The organism is Ruegeria sp. HKCCA5491, from assembly GCF_013034565.1.
Lineage (GTDB): Bacteria > Pseudomonadota > Alphaproteobacteria > Rhodobacterales > Rhodobacteraceae > Ruegeria.
In genome coordinates this window covers 181,054-198,448 of the sequence record NZ_WQGG01000001.1, presented here as the reverse complement: position 1 = coordinate 198,448, position 17,395 = coordinate 181,054, and the positions used below count along the sequence as shown (strand labels likewise).

The 17,395-nt window shown below is 54.3% G+C and carries 18 protein-coding genes; 9 read left to right on the top strand and 9 right to left on the bottom strand.

Translation table 11 applies throughout. The annotated features are described in order from the left end of the window. Window position 1 precedes the first annotated feature (1 nt). From GOV88_RS00975 to GOV88_RS20400, 4 genes are all read left to right on the top strand, one after another. Window positions 2-1,807: an ABC transporter ATP-binding protein gene (locus tag GOV88_RS00975; protein WP_171125186.1), complete on the top strand. Its 1,806-nt coding sequence runs from the start codon at window positions 2-4 to the stop codon at window positions 1,805-1,807. Between the two features lie 315 nt (window positions 1,808-2,122). Further along, complete coding sequence (galU, locus tag GOV88_RS00970; protein WP_171125188.1) at window positions 2,123-3,016, top strand: UTP--glucose-1-phosphate uridylyltransferase GalU; 894 nt, start codon at window positions 2,123-2,125, stop codon at window positions 3,014-3,016. A 204-nt stretch (window positions 3,017-3,220) separates the two neighbouring features. Continuing rightward, a complete protein-coding gene (locus tag GOV88_RS20405; protein WP_371808190.1) occupies window positions 3,221-3,664 on the top strand; it encodes a DUF2793 domain-containing protein in 444 nt (147 codons plus the stop codon). Between the two features lie 8 nt (window positions 3,665-3,672). After that, the gene (locus GOV88_RS20400) at window positions 3,673-4,185 is read left to right on the top strand and encodes a hypothetical protein (RefSeq protein ID WP_254429200.1); all 513 of its coding nucleotides are present in this window, start codon (window positions 3,673-3,675) and stop codon (window positions 4,183-4,185) included. A 139-nt stretch (window positions 4,186-4,324) separates the two neighbouring features. Here GOV88_RS20400 and otnC read toward each other — a convergent pair whose 3' ends face one another. Genes otnC through GOV88_RS00930 form a run of 7 tightly spaced genes read right to left on the bottom strand, consistent with a single transcriptional unit; the run spans window position 4,325 to window position 10,648 of the window. Beyond that, window positions 4,325-4,966, bottom strand: coding sequence for a 3-oxo-tetronate 4-phosphate decarboxylase (gene otnC / locus GOV88_RS00960; protein WP_171239267.1), 642 nt, complete (start codon window positions 4,964-4,966; stop codon window positions 4,325-4,327). Further along, window positions 4,963-6,240, bottom strand: coding sequence for a 3-oxo-tetronate kinase (otnK, locus tag GOV88_RS00955; RefSeq protein WP_171239266.1), 1,278 nt, complete (start codon window positions 6,238-6,240; stop codon window positions 4,963-4,965). The genes otnC and otnK overlap by 4 nt, the downstream gene beginning before the upstream one ends. Further along, window positions 6,237-7,034, bottom strand: coding sequence for an N-acyl homoserine lactonase family protein (locus tag GOV88_RS00950; protein ID WP_171123441.1), 798 nt, complete (start codon window positions 7,032-7,034; stop codon window positions 6,237-6,239). Before GOV88_RS00950 ends, otnK begins: the two co-directional genes overlap by 4 nt. Continuing rightward, on the bottom strand, window positions 7,031-7,318 hold the full coding sequence (locus GOV88_RS00945) for a putative quinol monooxygenase (RefSeq protein WP_171123443.1): 288 nt from the start codon (window positions 7,316-7,318) through the stop codon (window positions 7,031-7,033). The genes GOV88_RS00950 and GOV88_RS00945 overlap by 4 nt, the downstream gene beginning before the upstream one ends. Then, the gene (locus GOV88_RS00940; RefSeq protein ID WP_171239265.1) at window positions 7,318-8,829 is read right to left on the bottom strand and encodes a tripartite tricarboxylate transporter permease; all 1,512 of its coding nucleotides are present in this window, start codon (window positions 8,827-8,829) and stop codon (window positions 7,318-7,320) included. The genes GOV88_RS00945 and GOV88_RS00940 overlap by 1 nt, the downstream gene beginning before the upstream one ends. A 4-nt stretch (window positions 8,830-8,833) precedes the next feature. Further along, window positions 8,834-9,583 (bottom strand): hypothetical protein, encoded by a 750-nt coding sequence (locus tag GOV88_RS00935; RefSeq protein ID WP_171123447.1) that lies wholly within the window; start codon window positions 9,581-9,583, stop codon window positions 8,834-8,836. Window positions 9,584-9,640: 57 nt separating this feature from the next. Further along, window positions 9,641-10,648, bottom strand: coding sequence for a tripartite tricarboxylate transporter substrate binding protein (locus tag GOV88_RS00930; protein ID WP_170353706.1), 1,008 nt, complete (start codon window positions 10,646-10,648; stop codon window positions 9,641-9,643). A 135-nt stretch (window positions 10,649-10,783) separates the two neighbouring features. Between GOV88_RS00930 and GOV88_RS00925 the strand changes: the two genes are divergently transcribed. The 5 genes from GOV88_RS00925 to GOV88_RS00905 all read left to right on the top strand — a co-directional run bounded on the left by GOV88_RS00925 (window position 10,784) and on the right by GOV88_RS00905 (window position 15,327). Then, on the top strand, window positions 10,784-11,872 hold the full coding sequence (locus tag GOV88_RS00925) for an isocitrate/isopropylmalate dehydrogenase family protein (protein ID WP_171239264.1): 1,089 nt from the start codon (window positions 10,784-10,786) through the stop codon (window positions 11,870-11,872). Next, entirely contained in the window at window positions 11,869-12,900 is a 1,032-nt protein-coding gene (locus tag GOV88_RS00920; protein ID WP_171125200.1) for a Gfo/Idh/MocA family protein, read from the top strand. The genes GOV88_RS00925 and GOV88_RS00920 overlap by 4 nt, the downstream gene beginning before the upstream one ends. Continuing rightward, entirely contained in the window at window positions 12,897-13,574 is a 678-nt protein-coding gene (locus GOV88_RS20685; protein ID WP_171123453.1) for a GntR family transcriptional regulator, read from the top strand. The genes GOV88_RS00920 and GOV88_RS20685 overlap by 4 nt, the downstream gene beginning before the upstream one ends. Window positions 13,575-13,787: 213 nt before the next feature. Further along, window positions 13,788-14,888 (top strand): nitroreductase family protein, encoded by a 1,101-nt coding sequence (locus tag GOV88_RS00910; protein WP_171239263.1) that lies wholly within the window; start codon window positions 13,788-13,790, stop codon window positions 14,886-14,888. Beyond that, the gene (locus GOV88_RS00905; RefSeq protein ID WP_171239262.1) at window positions 14,878-15,327 is read left to right on the top strand and encodes a MarR family winged helix-turn-helix transcriptional regulator; all 450 of its coding nucleotides are present in this window, start codon (window positions 14,878-14,880) and stop codon (window positions 15,325-15,327) included. The genes GOV88_RS00910 and GOV88_RS00905 overlap by 11 nt, the downstream gene beginning before the upstream one ends. A gap of 37 nt (window positions 15,328-15,364) precedes the next feature. On the opposite strand, the gene GOV88_RS00900 is transcribed toward GOV88_RS00905, so the two are convergent. Both GOV88_RS00900 and GOV88_RS00895 read right to left on the bottom strand, forming a co-directional pair. Continuing rightward, on the bottom strand, window positions 15,365-16,132 hold the full coding sequence (locus GOV88_RS00900) for a hypothetical protein (RefSeq protein ID WP_371808205.1): 768 nt from the start codon (window positions 16,130-16,132) through the stop codon (window positions 15,365-15,367). Window positions 16,133-16,176: 44 nt separating this feature from the next. Further along, a complete protein-coding gene (locus tag GOV88_RS00895) occupies window positions 16,177-17,349 on the bottom strand; it encodes an adenylate/guanylate cyclase domain-containing protein (protein ID WP_171212950.1) in 1,173 nt (390 codons plus the stop codon). Between the last annotated feature and the right edge of the window lie 46 nt (window positions 17,350-17,395).

Below are 17,395 nucleotides of genomic sequence, written 5' to 3'. Positions count from 1 at the left end.
TATGAGTCTGTTTTCTGTAAAGGACCTAAGCGTGCAATTCGATACACCGGATGGTGTTGTCGAAGCCGTCAAAGGCATCAGCTTTGACATCAATCCAGGCGAGTGTTTGGGCATCGTTGGCGAAAGCGGATCGGGTAAAAGCCAGACGTTTATGGCTGCGATGGGGCTGCTGCCTCCGGCCGGGCGCGCCAGCGGGTCGGCTTTGCTGAATGGCAAGGAAATCCTGAACCTGCCCGTGAACAAGCTGAACCAGATCCGGGGCGACGACGTTGGCATGATCTTTCAGGATCCGCTGACCGCATTGACTCCGCATTTGCGGATCGGCCAGCAAATGCGCGAAGTGCTACAGGTTCACGAAGGCTTGCAAGGAAACGCAGCCCGTGCCCGGTGTCTTGAATGGCTGGATCGTGTTCGCATCCCCGAGGCAAAGCGACGTCTGGACCAATACCCGCATGAACTGTCGGGCGGCATGCGTCAGCGTGTCATGATCGCAATGTCGATGCTGTGTAGTCCCAAACTGCTGATCGCGGATGAACCGACAACGGCACTGGATGTAACGGTTCAGGCGGACATTTTGGACCTGATGGTCCGCCTGCAGAAGGACGAAGGCACGGCCATCGCCCTGATCACGCATGATATGGGTGTTGTTGCGCGTATGTGCGACCGTATTCAGGTGATGCGTCTGGGACAGTTTGTCGAAGCTGGCGACACGCGCGAAATCTTTCGCGCACCGCAGCACGAATACACACGTACCCTGCTGGAAGCGATGCCGCGCATTGATGCTGGGGACGCACCCAAGGCGCTTGGTAAAACCGAAGAACCTTTGCTTAAGGTCGATGACGTCAAGGTGCACTTCCCAATCCATGTCTCTGGCGGCCTGTTCGGACGCAAGGTACCTCTGAAAGCCGTTGATGGTGTGACCTTCGACATCCGCAAGGGCGAAACCTTGGGAGTCGTAGGTGAGTCGGGCTGCGGCAAGTCGACATTGGCGCGCGCCGTACTACAGCTTATAGAACCCAGCGGCGGTAATGTCAGTTGGCTGGGTCATCCCATCGTTGGACTAAAGCGGGCGGAACTGAACAAATACCGCAAGGATTTGCAGATCGTGTTCCAAGACCCGCTGGCCAGTCTGGATCCCAGAATGACAATCTCAGCTTCGATCGCTGAACCACTTAAGACCTATCGCCCCGACCTGACAGAGCGGGAGCGTAAGAAGATGGTTGCCGAGATGATGGAGAGGGTTGGCCTGAAAGCAAACATGATCAACCGCTATCCGCATGAACTATCCGGCGGCCAAAACCAAAGAGTCGGTATCGCGCGGGCGATGATCAACAAGCCCAAGCTGATCATTTGTGATGAGGCCGTATCCGCGCTGGACGTTTCGATTCAGGCCCAGATTGTCGAATTGTTGCGCGAACTCCAGCAGGAGTTTGGCCTGTCGATGATCTTCATCAGCCACGACTTGTCCGTGGTTCGTGCCGTATCAAACCGGATCATGGTTCTGTATCTCGGCCGGATCGTCGAATTGGGTGATGGTGAGGCCATTTGTTCCGAACCTATTCACCCGTACACCAAGTCCTTGATCTCGGCGGTGCCAATCCCGGACCCGGATGTCGAGCGTAGCCGCCAGAGGCTTAAACTGCCGGGTGAACTTCCTTCACCAATGGATCCGAAAGCGGCGTTGAGGTTCCTGCCCAGCCGTTTGTCTGCAGGGCAGACAGACTATGTGCCTCAATTAAACGAGGTGAAGCCCGATCATTTCGTGGCCGAACACGATCCACTTGAGGCAATCATGGCCAACGCGTAAGCAAAGACGCCCGACACCTGTCTACAGGCTTCGGGCGTTTTTCAATTCCGCCTAGGGATTGAACAAATCAATCAGATAGTAGGCAAACAATATTCCACTATTTGATATTATTGTTTCCTTTTTGGCATAAATACTCAGCTTTCCCGCTGCATGTTGCCGCAGTTCATTTTGACTCCCAATCTTCGTGATGGCACCATTTCCCATGACGCAGCATCCTGCATCAAACGGCGTTGATCATTCTGCGCGCACAGCCTAAGACGAAGCCACGAGAGCAAAGCGATTTTCGGGCAAATTTTTTTTAACTTGAGAGGTAACATGGCACGCAAGGTCACCAAGGCGATTTTTCCAGTTGCGGGTCTGGGTACACGCTTTTTGCCAGCAACTAAATCCGTCCCCAAAGAGATCATGACGCTGGTCGACCGGCCACTGGTTCAATATGCGATCGACGAGGCGCGTGCGGCCGGTATCACCGAGTTTATTTTCGTAACTTCGCGGGGAAAATCCGCGCTAGAAGACTATTTCGACCACAACCACATCCTTGAGCAAGAACTAAAGGCCAAAGGCAAGACGGACCTTCTTGAAACACTCAATGCCACCAACATGGAAAGCGGAGCGATTGCCTATATCCGCCAGCACAAGGCGCTGGGTCTTGGGCACGCCGTGTGGTGCGCGCGCCGCCTGATCGGGGACGAGCCTTTTGCCGTTATGCTGCCAGACGACGTGATCGCCGCCGACAAGCCCTGTTTGCAGCAGATGGTCGAAGCCTACCAAGAAACCGGCGGCAATATGGTTGCGGCCATGGAAGTTCCGCATGAAAAAACCCAATCTTATGGTGTGCTGGATGTTGGTGAGAATATCGGATCCGTCGTGCGCACCCGGGGCATGGTGGAAAAACCCAAACCAGAGGACGCGCCGTCCAACCTGGCCGTGATCGGGCGCTATATCCTGGGACCATCGGTTCTGTATAACCTGAACCAGAAGAAAAAAGGCAGCGGTGGCGAAATCCAGCTTACCGATGCGATCGCCGAAGATATCGGAAACGGTGTTCCGGTTTTTGGCTACAAGTTCGAAGGTCAGCGTTTTGACTGCGGCTCGAAGTCCGGCTTCCTGCAGGCAACGGTCGCATATGCACTGTCTCGCGAAGATCTGCGTGACGACCTGCGTGAATACATTCACGAAGTGATCTCTTCGGACAAGGCGGCTCAGTAACGGCCGCCTAACGTACACGGTTACCTATGTCCAAGCGCCGGGCTGGTGGCAGAAACTGAAACCTGCCCCGTGCCGACCGGGTCCAATCCCCAAGAATTAACGATTCTTTTCTGATGCGTTCGTGCAAGTCGGGAAGGATTCACATCTCTGCACTCACTGTGGCCCGCATTGCGTATGTCATTTCGACAGCCACAGGAGAACCCCGTGTCACAAAACTCACCCCGACTGGACTTGCCATTTATTCAACAGTCGCAAGCGCAGAAACACGTCACGCATAATGAAGCACTCAGGAAACTGGACGTCATCGTACAGTTGAGCGTCGCCTCGGCAGGCGCAATCAATCCTCCGCCCGCACCGGATCAGCGAGAAGTTCACGCTCTGGGGGCGGCGCCTACGGGTGACTGGGCAGGGCAAGCTGGCAAACTGGCCGCGTGGCTGGACAATGCGTGGCATTTCGTAAGCCCCGTATCAGGATGGCGCGCATGGGATGAAAGCCAATCCCGGCTGATCGTCTGGGACGGGTCAGATTGGGTAGATGCCCCTATTGCAACCCAAAACCTGAAAGGGATTGGTATTTCCGCGACATATGACGAGACAAACCGGCTGCCGTTCGGTCTGCCGCGTCGTTGCTCAGCCATGATGGGCTAGGTCATCAGTTGAAGATCAACAAGGCCAACGCGGCCGAAACTGCATCTTTGCTGTTTCAATCGAATTGGACAGGGCACGCAGAAATGGGGCTGTCCGGCAGCACAGGATTTTCCATCAAGGTCTCACCAGACGGAAGCAACTGGACCGACGCACTCAGCTTTGACCCGGCCTCTGCCATTGCAAGCGGTGCAGCCGTTCAAAACAGTTCAGATGATACAACGCCGGGTCGCCTGATGCGCGCAGACTTCGGCTACGGCCCCGGCAACCTGTTGGGCACAGTATCTTCAAATGGCGACGTACCGACCGGAGCGGTCATTGAACGCGGAACAACACCTGACGGGGACTATGTTCGGTTTGCAGACGGCACGCAAATCTGCACCGCGACACTGAACCCGACTTCCTGCACAGCGTCAGACGGTTCTCTGTTTGCCAACGGGACCGACGTCTGGTCGTTTCCGATTGCATTTGCAGCGGGCTCCACTCCAGTTATCAGCGGTAGTGGCAGCACCACCACCCTGTAGGCGCGCTCATAACGCTGCGCTCCTGCTATTGATTTCGTTCATCAATTTCAAGTGTGCTTGCCCATAACTTTGCGCCGTATTTGCGCACAATTTTGCACGATTTGCCCAAAAGTTTGCACGCCCCCATTTCGGTGTCGAATTACATCCTTCCGAAAGTCTTTTTGAGTTCTGCGACTTGTGCTGCATCCAACATCCGGTTTGGCATGTCCCGCAATGCCACGAGCAGCTTGGCTGTTTCTTCTAACTCTTCTGCTGCACAGACCGCCGAGAAGAGGTCCTTTCCCGATACGACTGGTCCGTGATTGGCCAACAGAACAGCACTAAATTTGCCGCCCAGTTTACGGATCAGATCACCTGATTTCGGATCACCCGGCTTGACGTATGGAACCAGTTTGACCGTGCCGACGCGCATCACCACGTATGGCGTAAGCGGTGGAATACAGTCGTCTGGATCGGTGTCTTCCAGACACGACAGTGCGGTGGCCCAGGTCGAATGCAGATGAACCACGGCGCCCGCTTCTGGTCTTGTCTCATAGAAAGCTTGATGCAGAAAGACTTCCTTGGTCGGCTTGTCTCCCGAGACGTGGTTGCCATCCAAATCAATCTTGGCGATGCGCTCGGGGTCGATATCGCCCAAGGTGGAATTTGTTGGCGTCATGAGGATCCCGTCATGTAAACGCGCGGAGACATTGCCCGCAGTGCCAACGGAAAAGCCACGTGCAAACAGTGAGGCACACAGCTCCGACATTTGCTGTCGTAATGCCTTTTCTTCAGAACTCATTTGCCGGCCTCCATCATTCTGAGAGCCTTCGCGAAAAAGTCCGGAGCGCCAAAGTTTCCAGATTTTAGAGCCAGCGCAATGGGTTCAGTTTTTCCGGCGCTCAGGACAGGTACGCCCGGGTCGATCTCTGGACCAATTGACATGGCCGGAGACCCCAGTGCCTCAGAGACAGCCTTGGCGACAGCTCCCGACGTCTCTCCTCCCGCCACCACCAATCGCTTGTAGCTCTTCTGAACAAGTTCTCGTGCTGTATCCGCAAAGAGATTGTCCAGCTTTTCCGCCACAGCGTCCTGACCGAATTTTTTTTGGATCGCGCGCACATCATCCGGGCTTCCTGATGAATACGCGAGCGGCGCCTGACCCGGATGCGTTTCAAAGAAATCCAGAAGCGTTTGCGTGGTTACATCCCCGGACATGACACCTGGAACATCAATGACGAACGTCGGATTGGATTCCGCATGAACATCGATCTGCCCGCGTGTCGCACCTGAACAAGACCCTGCAAGGATAGCGGCGGGCCCTGCGATACCAGTGAACGCAATGCCAACACTTTTGGATGAAGCCTCTCTCAGGAAGTTTCTTGGTAGACCCAGCGCTATACCCGATCCCCCAGTAATGAGCTTGGCATCCTTTAGAGCTTCGCCCCAGGCCAACAAATCTTCATCCGAAATCGCATCACCGATCACAAAGCGCCCGTCTGCGTTCCGCAATGCATCAGAAATCGCCTCTGGTCCCTGCTTCACGGTGTCAACTGGCACCGACCCAACCGCTTCTTCGGTCTGATGCTGCAACCAACGCCTAATGTTGGCATCCGTCATCGGAGTAAGGGGGTGATTTTCCATCCCGGACTCGTTCAACAGCCTGCCGAGCACAAAAAGATGACCGTGATAGACCGTGCGTCCCGTTGTAGGAAAGGCCGGGCAGAAAATCACTTTTTGCGCGCCCAGTTCGTTGGCCAGCGCTTCCGCAACGGGGGCGATATTTCCTTCCATCGTGGAATCGAATGTCGAGCAATATTTGAAGATGAACTGCTGGCATCCTTGGTCCACGAGCCACCTCAAGGCACTCAGACTGTCTGCAACCGCTTCCTCGACCGGTGCCGTGCGGCTCTTGAGCGAGATCACACCCGCTTCGATCTCTTCGCTGGCCGGGGTCATCGGAATACCCGGGAACTGAGCCGTTCGTAACCCACCTTCTGGCTCAACGCCCTTCGCCAAGGTGTTCGCAATGTCGCTCGCACCAGTGAAGTCGTCCGCTATGACACCGATTTTCATAGTTCAATGTCCCGCGTCGGCCCTGGATCCAGCCTATGGATATGCGGTGCCGCGCCTACGGGAAATACCTCACGCACAAGTGGATCATGGCCGGGCACGATAAGCCTAGGACGCGAGGCCAACCTCTCGAGTGTCTTGAAGCCGTCCATCATGTCTTGCAAATCGACGACGATAGGAAAAGCTTTGCGCGCCATGAAATTCTCATAATAATGCGAGGCATCAGAGGCGAGTACCATCCACCCGGCTGCCGTTCTTACGCGAACGCATTGCAACCCGCGCGAATGCCCACCGATGCAGTGCACCGTGACCCCATCTGCAATCTCGGCTTCTCCGTCGTAGAACACGACTTTGCCCGAATAGAGACGCTTTACGACCTCGCAGACATGGTCAGCCGTGAAAGGAGCACGCAGGTGATCGTGGCACATGCAGGGACCTGTAGCGAAGGCCATTTCCGCCGACTGCATGTGCAACTTCGCGTTAGGGAACATATGCAGCCCCCCTGCGTGGTCATAATGAAGGTGGGTCACGATGACCTCAGTCACCGCTTCCGGCGCGATGCCTAGTGGCCGCAGAGCTTCGCGAGGGTCCATCGCGATGGGACGACCACGAGCGGCGGCCTCATCGGAGTCGTAGCCAGTATCGACCAGAATGACTTTGTTGCCGCGTTTGAGCACCCAAACGAAATAGTCCATCGCATGGGGAGCATCGTGATTATCATCGATGATGAAACTATCAGCTCGCGTCCGGGCGTTGCGATCCGCGTATTTCACGGCGTGAATTTCCCAATCGTTCATCGGATAACCTCGGAATAATGCTGAACCACCTTGGTGGCGATCATATCAGCCACTGCCGTATCAAAGGACTGAAAATGCGCGCTTTCTAGGTGGGCAGAGAACGCCACGCTGTCATCATAAACCTCATAGAGAAAAACTGTCTCAGGATCGTCGCCGAGACATACGTCAAACTGCCGGCATCCGATTTCTTCACGCAAAGAAGTTGAAGCGTTTTCGACCATAAGCGGCAAGAAGATATCTCTGTTACCGGGCTTGAGAGTGAAGGTGACAGTAACCGCAAACATCAGACTGAAATTCCTTTTAGGCGTGAGAACGCGCGTTTCGCGACGGGCAGTTGGCTGAGGATCAGACCAATGTTGAGCACCAGCAGAATGGCCGCACCAGGCCGAGAAAAGAAGACCGAAGGATCCCCATCCGACAGGAACAGCGACCGACGGAAGGTTTCGTCAAACAGGCTGCCCAGAATAACGCCTATCACCAACGGCGCGATTGGGTACTTCATGAGGCTCATGAAATAGGCAACAGCGCCGACGCCAAGCATCAGGTAAAGATCATTGATGCCGCCGCCGACGCTGAAAGACCCGATGGTTGTCAGAACCATAACGACGGGCAAGAAGATGGTCTGCGGGATGGCGAGTATTTTGATAAAGACCCGAGCAGTGAACAGGCCCATTAAGAACATTGTCAGGGAGGCCAGCACTAAAATTGCAACCACGCGCAGAATGATCTCGGGGTCTATCGTCGGACCTGGGATCACGTTGTTGATCTTGAAAGCCCCCATCAAAGCCGCGGCGGGTGGTGAACCGGGAATGCCCAAAACCAAAAGCGGGATCAGCGCCCCCCCAATGCAGGCATTATTTGCTGTTTCAGAGCACAGCAGACCTTCCAATGACCCTTTTCCAAACTTGTCGCCCTCGGCAGATACGGTCTTGCCGACACCGTAGCTGACCCAACCGGCGACATCTTCACCCACGCCAGGAAGCGCTCCTACCCCGGTCCCGATCACCCCAGACCGGCCAATGGTCGGTAGATAGCGTAGGATGGAGCGTAGGTTCGGAAGGATGCGACCTTTCAGGGCCAGAACTTTCCCGGCCTCAACGTGCCTCAAACCGTCAATGATTTGGGGAATGGCAAAGGCCCCCATCAAAACTGGGACGACCTGAAACCCGCTCATCAGATAGGACCAGCCGAAAGTATAGCGCGGCTCAGACAACAGAGGGTCGAGCCCCACCATGGACATCGCAAGCCCGATCAAACCGGCGATCCATCCCTTAATCACCAGGTCTTCGCTCATTAAAGTGCCAGAAAGCAGAATGCCGAACAGGGCCAGCAATGCTTTCTCCGGGCTTGCGATGTTCTTTGAAACCAAGAGCAGAGCCCACACGAAAATCAAAAGCGTGATGGTCCCGATAACTGTGCCAATGAAGCTGGCCGTCGTGGTCAGCCCTAGTGCTTCGCCCCCTCGACCCGCATTGGCCAGTGGGTAGCCATCCATGGCCGTCGCCGCGCTGGCTGCCGTGCCCGGAATGTTCAGCAAAATAGACGGGTAAGAGCCGCCGTAAATCGCGCCGACATAGGCCCCGAGCAAAGCGATGAGCGAATAGTCGAGCGGGATTTTGTTGCCGAAGAAACCCGTCAGGATCGTCACAGCCAGGGTTGCCGTAAGGCCGGGCAGTGCGCCGAACGTGATGCCCAGGAACACGGAAGCGATCAGATACAGATAGGTCAGCGGGTCTACTGCCAGGCCCACGAATGCGGTCCCAAACCCAGCCAGTTGCGAAAGGATAAAGTCCATCCGGTCAGTCTTTCCATAGCGGACGAAGCGTCACGTAGTAGTGGTATTCGATTTGCTTGAAGATCAGCCCGCCGCGCGCGGGCACGTTCTGCCGGAAAACAAAGGCCATCGCACAAACGAGGATGAGCGGGGCAAGTATTGCCACCAATGGAACGAACCGCAAAACGCGCTCTGAAGCCGCTTTGGTCAATACCACTAGTGTTAACGCCACCCACAAGGCCAGTGTGAACCAATCATCAGCGTGTGCATTCCAATCCGCCTGAGCAGGAAACACGGCGAACGCAAACAAACCGGCGACGACAACTGCTATACAAGCCACCAAAGCACGCCGCGCATGACCCCCGTAGTAACCGTAAGTCAAAGCCGTGATCAGCAACCCAGAGCACAGAATGAAGTCCACTCTGGGAACCAGCCCGACGACATATGCAAGAAGAATCAGGCCTATGGTTGAAGCTCGATAGGCTTCCGACTTATCCCATCCGACCCCTAAAGCACTGAGCGCGTGTTGGGCTCCTCCTGAACGGATCGAAATCGCCAGCAACACGAAGGACAAGACAAGCAATCCACCGAAGATGAACAGCGGTACAATTGCTGCCGAGTTGTACCAATCAGACCCATTTACACCTGCGCGGTTTTCACCCCAAAGCGGGATGTCCGACGTCTTCCAAAGGAAAAAAGTGGAAATTGCTATTAGACCAATCGATGCCCAGAAATCGCGCGCCCGCATGATCAGTGTATCGTCAGGTTTGTCCATTGCCTGCCTCTTGTCAGAAAGGGCGCGATCAGGCGCGCCCTTGAAAAAGTGATAGGATTATGGCTTCTCGATACCCAGCGATGCCGGATCTACGGTCGCTGCGCCCAGATCTTGCAAGGTATATGCAAAGGTAGCTTCGAGGTTCGCAAACAGCTCTTGAGCTTCTTCGCCGTGTTGACCACCGACATCATAATTGTTTGCAGTGGCCCATTCAGCGACGGTGTCGGAGGCAATCGCTTGCTCGAAGGCATTACCAAGCGCGGCCTTAACGTCGTCCCCGGCTGAACTGTGAACTGCAAACCCGATGGCCTGCTTGAGCGGCAAATACTGATCGAGACCGTCATAAATGCCAAAGGCAGAAGGCACCGTTGCCCCTGCAATCTGCGCATCTTCGGGCGTCAACATCGCAAGCGGTTTAAGTTGACCGCCTTCGATCAACGCGGCCTGTTCAGCTAGAGAAGTCACAACCAACGCAACTTCACCTGCTATCGCTGCTTCCTGCCCTGGCGCTGAGCCTTTGTATGGAACAAACTTGAATTCTGCACCGGATCCTTTTTCGATGGCCAGAAGGTTCAAGTGGTGGATCGAACCTGCGCCGGAAGCCGCAGCCGGAATAGTCCCAGGAGCAGCTTTCGCAGCGTCGACCAGTTCTTCCAGAGTATTGTAAGGGCTGTCTGCCGGAACCGAGATCAGATCAGGTGATCCGCCAACGATAAACGGATACCAAAAATCAAATTTCTTATCCCAACCACCCTGCACGGCAGCGGTGACGTTAGACTCTGACAGACCAACCAATGTGTAGCCATCGTCCGGTTGGTTCATGACGTAGACCATGCCGTTGGAGCCCGCGACCCCACCTGTTTGATTGATCACATTGATCGAGACCGGAAGGTGTTTTTCCATCTCGGCCATGATCATACGGTTGATTGTGTCCGTCCCGCCACCGGCCCCCCAGACCACAGCTGTGGTGATATCACGATAGGGGTAATCCTGCGCAGACGCCGTCCCTGTAATACCGGTCGCCAACACCGCCGCGGCCACCAACCGCCCTAGTTTTCGTTTCATTTCCAAGTCCTCCCAAACAACTTTGCGTTTATTATTGCATTTATTTGCGTATACATTAAAGAATGCGCTGTCAACGGACTGTAGTGGAAGCTGCTATCGCGCTATTAATGCGAAACGGGAAGGAAGCGGGCCAAAATGAAAAAGACTTACGATGTCGCAGTGTTCCACGGGGATGGGATCGGCCCTGAAATTATGGGCCCTACGCTTGAAATTCTGCACCACCTCTCGCTCGGCAACCGCACCTACGAACTGGCGTTTACAGACGCGCCGGCAGGTGCAGGCCACTACGCCAAAACTGGAGAATCGTTTCCGGCTGGATCACTCGAAACTGCACGCAACGCTGACGCGATTCTGCTGTCTGCAATGGGCTTACCAGATGTTCGATACCCTGACGGAACCGAGATTTCACCGCAAATCGATCTGCGAAAGCAACTGGGACTTTTCGCTGGTGTACGACCAGTAAAGGTAAGCAGTGGACAAATGACCCCCTTGGCGCTGCCTCCCGGAAAAGAGATCGACTTTGTCTTGATACGCGAAAGCACAGAAGGACTGTTCTTCACCCAAGGCGCTGGCGAAGTTACCGAAGACGAAGCACGTGAAACTCTGTTGATCACTCGTGAGGTGTCCGAAAAGCTGTTCCGTTTCGCGTTTGAACTCGCCCAGAACCGCAAAAGAACCGGGCGCGGTCAGGGTCGAGTTACATGTGTCGACAAAGCCAATGTATTCCGCGCCTTTGCATTCTTCAGATCGATGTTTGATGCAGAAGCCGCCCACCATCCCGATTTGCAGGCAGACCATGCTTATGTTGATGCCACCGCACTGTGGATGGTCCAAAAACCTTGGGAGTTCGATGTCATGGTGACCGAGAACATGTTCGGAGACATCCTCTCCGACCTTGGTGCAGGTCTCATGGGCGGTCTTGGACTGGCTCCGTCAGCGGATATCGGATTGAATCACGCTGTGTTCCAACCCTGCCATGGTTCCGCTCCAGACATTGCAGGACAGGGTATTGCCAACCCCTTTGCGATGATCCTGTCCGCAGCAATGATGCTTGAATGGTTGGGGTTGACCCATGATCACCCAGGCCTGTCCAACGACGGCGAACGGTTGCGTGAAGCCGTGGAAAAGGTGACTGCGAACGGACAGAACCTGACGCGTGACCTAGGTGGCACCGCCGGAACGCAGGACGCAGCCTCATCGGTATTGGAAGCATTGCGGGCATGAATACTCAACAAGCCATCAGGGTCGCGTGTGTGGGTGCGGGGTATTTCAGTAGGTTCCACTACGAAAGTTGGTCCCGAATGCCCAGAGCGGATCTGATTGCATCCTGCAACCGTGATATCAACAAGGCGAAGAAAACAGGACTGGCCGCTTACGATGATCTGTCAAAAATGCTGGAGGCGGAAAAACCAGATCTCGTGGACATCATTCTTCCACCTGTGGCGCAGGCCGACGCCATTCGAACTGCGCTGCATTCGGGCATAAAATGGCTGATCTGCCAAAAACCTTTCTGCATGTCTCTGGATGAAGCGGAGAAGATCGTTTCAGAGGCTGAAGCGGTAGGTGCAACCATTGTCGTACATGAGAATTTTCGCTTTCAGCCTTGGTATCGTGCAATCAAGGTGGCGATGACCGAGGGTCGAATTGGAACACCTCTACAAGCGACTTTCCGGCTTCGGCCCGGCGACGGACAGGGACCGCGAGCCTACCTGGACCGGCAGCCGTACTTTCAAAAAATGCCACGTTTCCTAGTTCATGAGACAGCGGTTCACTGGGTAGACACATTCCGATTTTTGTTCGATGCGCCCAGCGCAGTTTATGCGGACTTGCGCCAAGTTAACCCCGTTATCTCGGGCGAGGATGCAGGTTACATCCTGTTTGACCACCCCAAAGGTTTGAAAGCTCTGTTCGATGGCAACAGATGCCTTGACCATAGCGCCAAAAACCCGCGTCAGACCATGGGCGAAGCTCTCATCGAAGGAACGGAAGGATCACTAGTTCTTTACGGCGACGGTTCCGTTGACCTCCGCGCGTTTGGAAAACAGGAGAGACAGCAGATTCTACCTCCAAGCGATCATGATGGATTTGGAGGAGACTGCGTTCACGCCTTGCAAAGTCACGTCATTTCGGGCCTTCTACTGGGCACGCCTTTGGAAAACACGGCCCGAGACTATTTGGATGTGATCCGCATTGAAGAGAATATCTACCTCTCAGCTGCGGAAGGACGAAAAATCAACCTGGAGACACCGTGAAGGATCAGGACGCAAAAACTCTTTCCAATACACAACGCGCTGTTAGGGATTTGCGGCGGATGATCCTGTCTGGCGAACTTGCGGCCGGAACTGACCATCTGGAGTCGGAACTCGCCGAGACCCTTGGCATGTCCCGCACCCCGATACGGGAAGCTGCGCTGATGTTGGAAAGTAAGGGGTTGCTGGAAATGCGACCCCGAAAGGGCGTTCGGATACTGCCTGTTTCATCAGATGATATGCGTGAAATCTACGACATCCTTACGGAACTTGAGAGTCTCGCGGCACAGCGCGCTGCCGAAGCGGGTTATTCAGAAGATGAACTGGCGGTACTCGCTGGATCAATTGCGAAGATGGACCAAGCCATCGAAGCCGAAGACCTTGAAGCGTGGGCAGAGGCAGACGAGTTGTTTCATCAAGAGCTCGTTCGGTTGGGCGGCAACCAACGAGTCGAAGCGATTGTTGCCATGATGAGCGACCAAGTCCGCCGCGCGCGTGCAACGACGTTGTTCATCAGGCCCCTGCCCGTTAAATCCAACGAAGATCACCGGGTTGTTTTTCAAGCGATTAGTGAAGGTCGTCCAGATGCCGCCCGTGAACGCCATCGAGAACACAGGCTGCAAGCACAGGCTATGCTTTGCGGGATACTCGAAAAGCATCGGCTTAACAGCCTCTGATTTTCTCGCATCCGGTCGTTAATCAACTAGAATAGCTGCTTTTTTAGGCACAAAAGACTCTCCGAACACCTGTCTAACACGGCAGTCTATCGTAGAGGCCGGCTGTTCTGATTTACTTTTTTCAGGTCACTCAACCAACCACTGCATCAATGGAGATGAAATAGTACGATTTCGAATTATATTAGTTCGATATCGTACTACTGGAGACTCAAGATGCCAAATCGAAGACGTTTTCTCAAGATTCTAGGCGGAGGCACAATACTGGCGGCAACGGGCGCGGTTGGGTTCCTAGCGACACGCACACCGCATGACGCGCTGGCTCCGTGGACGCCACAACCATATGACGACCCCCGCAAAGCCGCTTTGTCCTACGCGATTCTCGCCCCTAACCCGCACAACTTGCAACCTTGGCTGGTCGAGTTGGTTGGGCAAGACAAGGTGCGCATCCACCGTGATACAGATCGCGAGCTTCCGGAAACCGATCCTTACCACCGCCAGCTCTATATTGGCCTCGGCGCATTTGTTGAGACGATGGTCCTGGCGGCAGGTGCACAGGGATTTGATACCGAGGTCAAGTTACTGCCTGATGGGGATGACGGACCAATCGCAGAAGCAGTGTTTGTTTCTGGCGGAGCACCCGATCCACTATCAGATCAAATCCTCAAACGGCATTCCAACAAAGAACCGTACACTGAACAGCGGCTGTCCGAGACGGAAGTGTCGGTCCTTGAAAACTATGCCACTTTAATTTCCGATGAGGATCTAGTGGCCCGTGTTCGAGACCTCACGAAACGCGCATTTGAAATCGAAATGCGAACGCCGCAGACCCTGAAAGAATCCGTCGACCTCATGCGGATCGGGAAAGCAGAAATCAACGCCAACCCGGACGGGATTGAGTTACGCGATCCCATGCTGGAAACGCTGCGACTTACTGGCCTATTGGACAATGAGACCCTTATGAATGTTGACCACCCAGGCACTCAGTCTCACATGCGAGGCTACTTCGCTATGCTAGACGCGACGGCGCAATACGCAGTCCTCACGACAGCTACAAACACGCGAAGCGATCAACTCGAAGCCGGACGTCAATTGATGCGTTTCTACCTGAAGACAACCGAAATGGGTCTGGGCGTGCATCCGGTCAGTCAGGCCCTTCAGGAATATCCCGAGATGGCCGATGAATACGATCTTGCGCATGAGCTTCTTGCGTCACCAGGCCACACGGTGCAAATGTTGTTGCGTTTGGGGTATGGGCCTGAACCAATTGCCACGCCCCGTTGGCCTCTGGAGACACGAATTCTGAATGAAGCCTGAAGATGAGACCAACGAAGTCTACCGGTTCTTCACCGAGGTCGGGATCATCAACCAGCTGATCTCGACCAAGCTTGAAGCGTTCTTACCTGGCAGAATGACCGCTACCCAGTTTGGCATATTGGGCCACCTGGTCCGGCGCCCCGAGGGGGAAACGCCACTACAGCTGTCGAACGCTTTTCAAGTGCCCAAGACGTCGATGACGCACATGCTCGCGAGCCTAGAAAATCATGCCCTGATTACCCTTGAAACCAACCCCGAAGACAAGCGTTCGAAAATTGCCCGGTCCACGCCGCAAGGCGCGGAGTTTTTGAAAGCTTCTATGGAACGGATGTCTGAAGCCCTGGCTCCAGTTTTGTCCGAACTCGGGCCCGAACCGTTCCATAGGTCTTTACCCAATTTGACGCTCATACGTGAAACGCTAGACAACGAGCGCGACTAGCCGTAACCTGCATCGCCCCAAGCAAGCAGCCAAATTCTCAAAAGATCATACAATCCGCGCCCGGAGGCAGAGGCGGCGATCCTTCAGGCAAGGTGGGTGTGTAGTCAAATGTCACAATCTTCGCGCCACCGTCGAACGCCACGAACAGTTGGTTAGATCCCGGCCTAATGGCGATGCCTTCCGGGTCTGTTCCGAATTCCAACAGGCTTTGCTGGGCGAGCAGTTGGCCATCTGCCGTGAACTCATACAGGCTGTTTGACCCTTCCCAGTCATCAACGATCAACATGTGACCGGTTCGTGGGTCAATTGCGATGCCCTGTGCCTCGCTTAAGGGGGGAGAGAGCTTCATGGTATCCAACCTTGCCGTAAGGACGCCTTCTGAAGTGAACCAGGACAACCGTTCCGGATCATCTTCTACGGTCACGATCTGCCCCTTTGCATTGATCGCGATCCCTTCGGTATCCGCAAATCCACCTTCAAGTTCAAAGGGTGCTCCTAAAGTGACTCCTTCCTTCGTGACACGTTGGAGGCTGCCAAGACCGTCGCCTACCAACAAGTGATCTCCTTCGATAGCAATTGCCTTGATACGGAAGAGATCGCTGGATATGCGGCGCAACTCATCACCTTGCAATGTAACGAGAATGGCCTCGGGCCCCTCGTTGGCAATCCACAAGCCACAAAACGTTGGATCGTAGTCAAGGCTTGCCGGTTGGTTGAGCTCGTAGCGCCCAGTTTCGCGAAGCTCCAATGCCGTGGACGGAGAAGCCCCAGCGCAGATCAGTAAGGCAATGGTTCTTGCAAACACTCAGAATGCTCCCGGAAAGGTATGTTGTTTAAAAAAATACCTGATTATTGCGCCCCTTCAGTGAGAAAGAACAGCTCAATGGGCTGAGCAAGGCCACGTATTTCGTGATCCCCACAGCTAACGAACATGTTCGGTGAAGCACTTGCAACGGCTAACGTCGCCAACACTCTCTGACCAATTGATTTTGTTAAGTTTTCAATTCGGCTTGCGACGTTCACCGCACCACCCAAAACCGTAAAATCAAGCCTGCCGGGGCTGCCGATGTTACCGTAGCTGACCTGCCCAACGTTGATCCCAATTCCAATGTCCAAGGGCGGTTTTTGGAACTCGTCTCGTCTAGTGTTGAGAGCGTTCAAACCACTCAGCACACTCTGCGCTGCAAGAGCCGCCATTCTGCAACGGTCGGCATGGTTTTTTTGAGCTTCGATAGTGAAGATCGACAGGATGCCATCACCCATAAACTTGAGGACGTCTCCACCGTTGTCTTCCACGGCGTTGACCACCAGATCAAAATAGTCGCTGAGCGTGTCGAAGACTTCTTCTTCCGTAGAGGTTTCGGAAAATGCCGTAAAACCTCGCAGATCAGAGAACATAACCACGGCATCCAGAGTTGTTCGCTCACCGCGCTTGATGTTTCCGCTCCAGACTGCCTCGGAAGGCCCATCTCCTAAATAAGTTCGAAGTAGACCTTTAGACGATTTTCGCATCGTCACAGGTTCCAAGGCGCAAGAAAGGGCCGGTAAGACCGCTTCAATCAGCCTTAGATGTTCCGTCGAGAATCCATCCGGCGCCTGTGTAATGAACGTGCAACCATGCAGCGATCCATCACCATAATAAAGCAAAGTAGCGTAGTAGTCGGTGCCGCCTTGCTCTGCAAACTCCAAATAGGATGAATGCTCTGTTTCTGAGTCCAGTTGCTGAAGACTTTTGTGAAGCGGCTTTCTATTCGCCAGAATATACTCAAATGAGCTCCCAACATAACCATCCGTCAACGTCGTCTCATGGGTGACATCGTAGCTGTCGGTGCCGTTGGGCGTCCAAACCACGCCCCAAGCAATAAGCAATGGATTGGCAAAGCGTTGGCCAATGTTTACTCGCCACAGCGGAACTCCGGCTTCGACCAAGGAGGAACAAAAGTGTGACACCACTTTTACAGGATCGCCGGAGCTACGACCTTCTGTAATCATCCATTCGGTTAGTCGGGTGACTTCTTCCATGTACCCAAGTTAGTCGCTTGCAAAGGATGAGCAAAGGCTATTGGAT

Excerpts from the sequence above, each read along its gene's own strand:
- GOV88_RS00975 (WP_171125186.1), top strand. The coding sequence starts at position 2 with ATGAGTCTGTTTTCTGTAAAGGACCTAAGCGTGCAATTCGATACACCG.
- galU (WP_171125188.1), top strand. The coding sequence starts at position 2,123 with ATGGCACGCAAGGTCACCAAGGCGATTTTTCCAGTTGCGGGTCTGGGT.
- otnC (WP_171239267.1), bottom strand. The coding sequence starts at position 4,966 with ATGAGTTCTGAAGAAAAGGCATTACGACAGCAAATGTCGGAGCTGTGT.
- otnK (WP_171239266.1), bottom strand. The coding sequence starts at position 6,240 with ATGAAAATCGGTGTCATAGCGGACGACTTCACTGGTGCGAGCGACATT.
- GOV88_RS00950 (WP_171123441.1), bottom strand. The coding sequence starts at position 7,034 with ATGAACGATTGGGAAATTCACGCCGTGAAATACGCGGATCGCAACGCC.
- GOV88_RS00945 (WP_171123443.1), bottom strand. The coding sequence starts at position 7,318 with ATGTTTGCGGTTACTGTCACCTTCACTCTCAAGCCCGGTAACAGAGAT.
- GOV88_RS00940 (WP_171239265.1), bottom strand. The coding sequence starts at position 8,829 with ATGGACTTTATCCTTTCGCAACTGGCTGGGTTTGGGACCGCATTCGTG.
- GOV88_RS00935 (WP_171123447.1), bottom strand. The coding sequence starts at position 9,583 with ATGGACAAACCTGACGATACACTGATCATGCGGGCGCGCGATTTCTGG.
- GOV88_RS00930 (WP_170353706.1), bottom strand. The coding sequence starts at position 10,648 with ATGAAACGAAAACTAGGGCGGTTGGTGGCCGCGGCGGTGTTGGCGACC.
- GOV88_RS00925 (WP_171239264.1), top strand. The coding sequence starts at position 10,784 with ATGAAAAAGACTTACGATGTCGCAGTGTTCCACGGGGATGGGATCGGC.
- GOV88_RS00920 (WP_171125200.1), top strand. The coding sequence starts at position 11,869 with ATGAATACTCAACAAGCCATCAGGGTCGCGTGTGTGGGTGCGGGGTAT.
- GOV88_RS00910 (WP_171239263.1), top strand. The coding sequence starts at position 13,788 with ATGCCAAATCGAAGACGTTTTCTCAAGATTCTAGGCGGAGGCACAATA.
- GOV88_RS00905 (WP_171239262.1), top strand. The coding sequence starts at position 14,878 with ATGAAGCCTGAAGATGAGACCAACGAAGTCTACCGGTTCTTCACCGAG.
- GOV88_RS00895 (WP_171212950.1), bottom strand. The coding sequence starts at position 17,349 with ATGGAAGAAGTCACCCGACTAACCGAATGGATGATTACAGAAGGTCGT.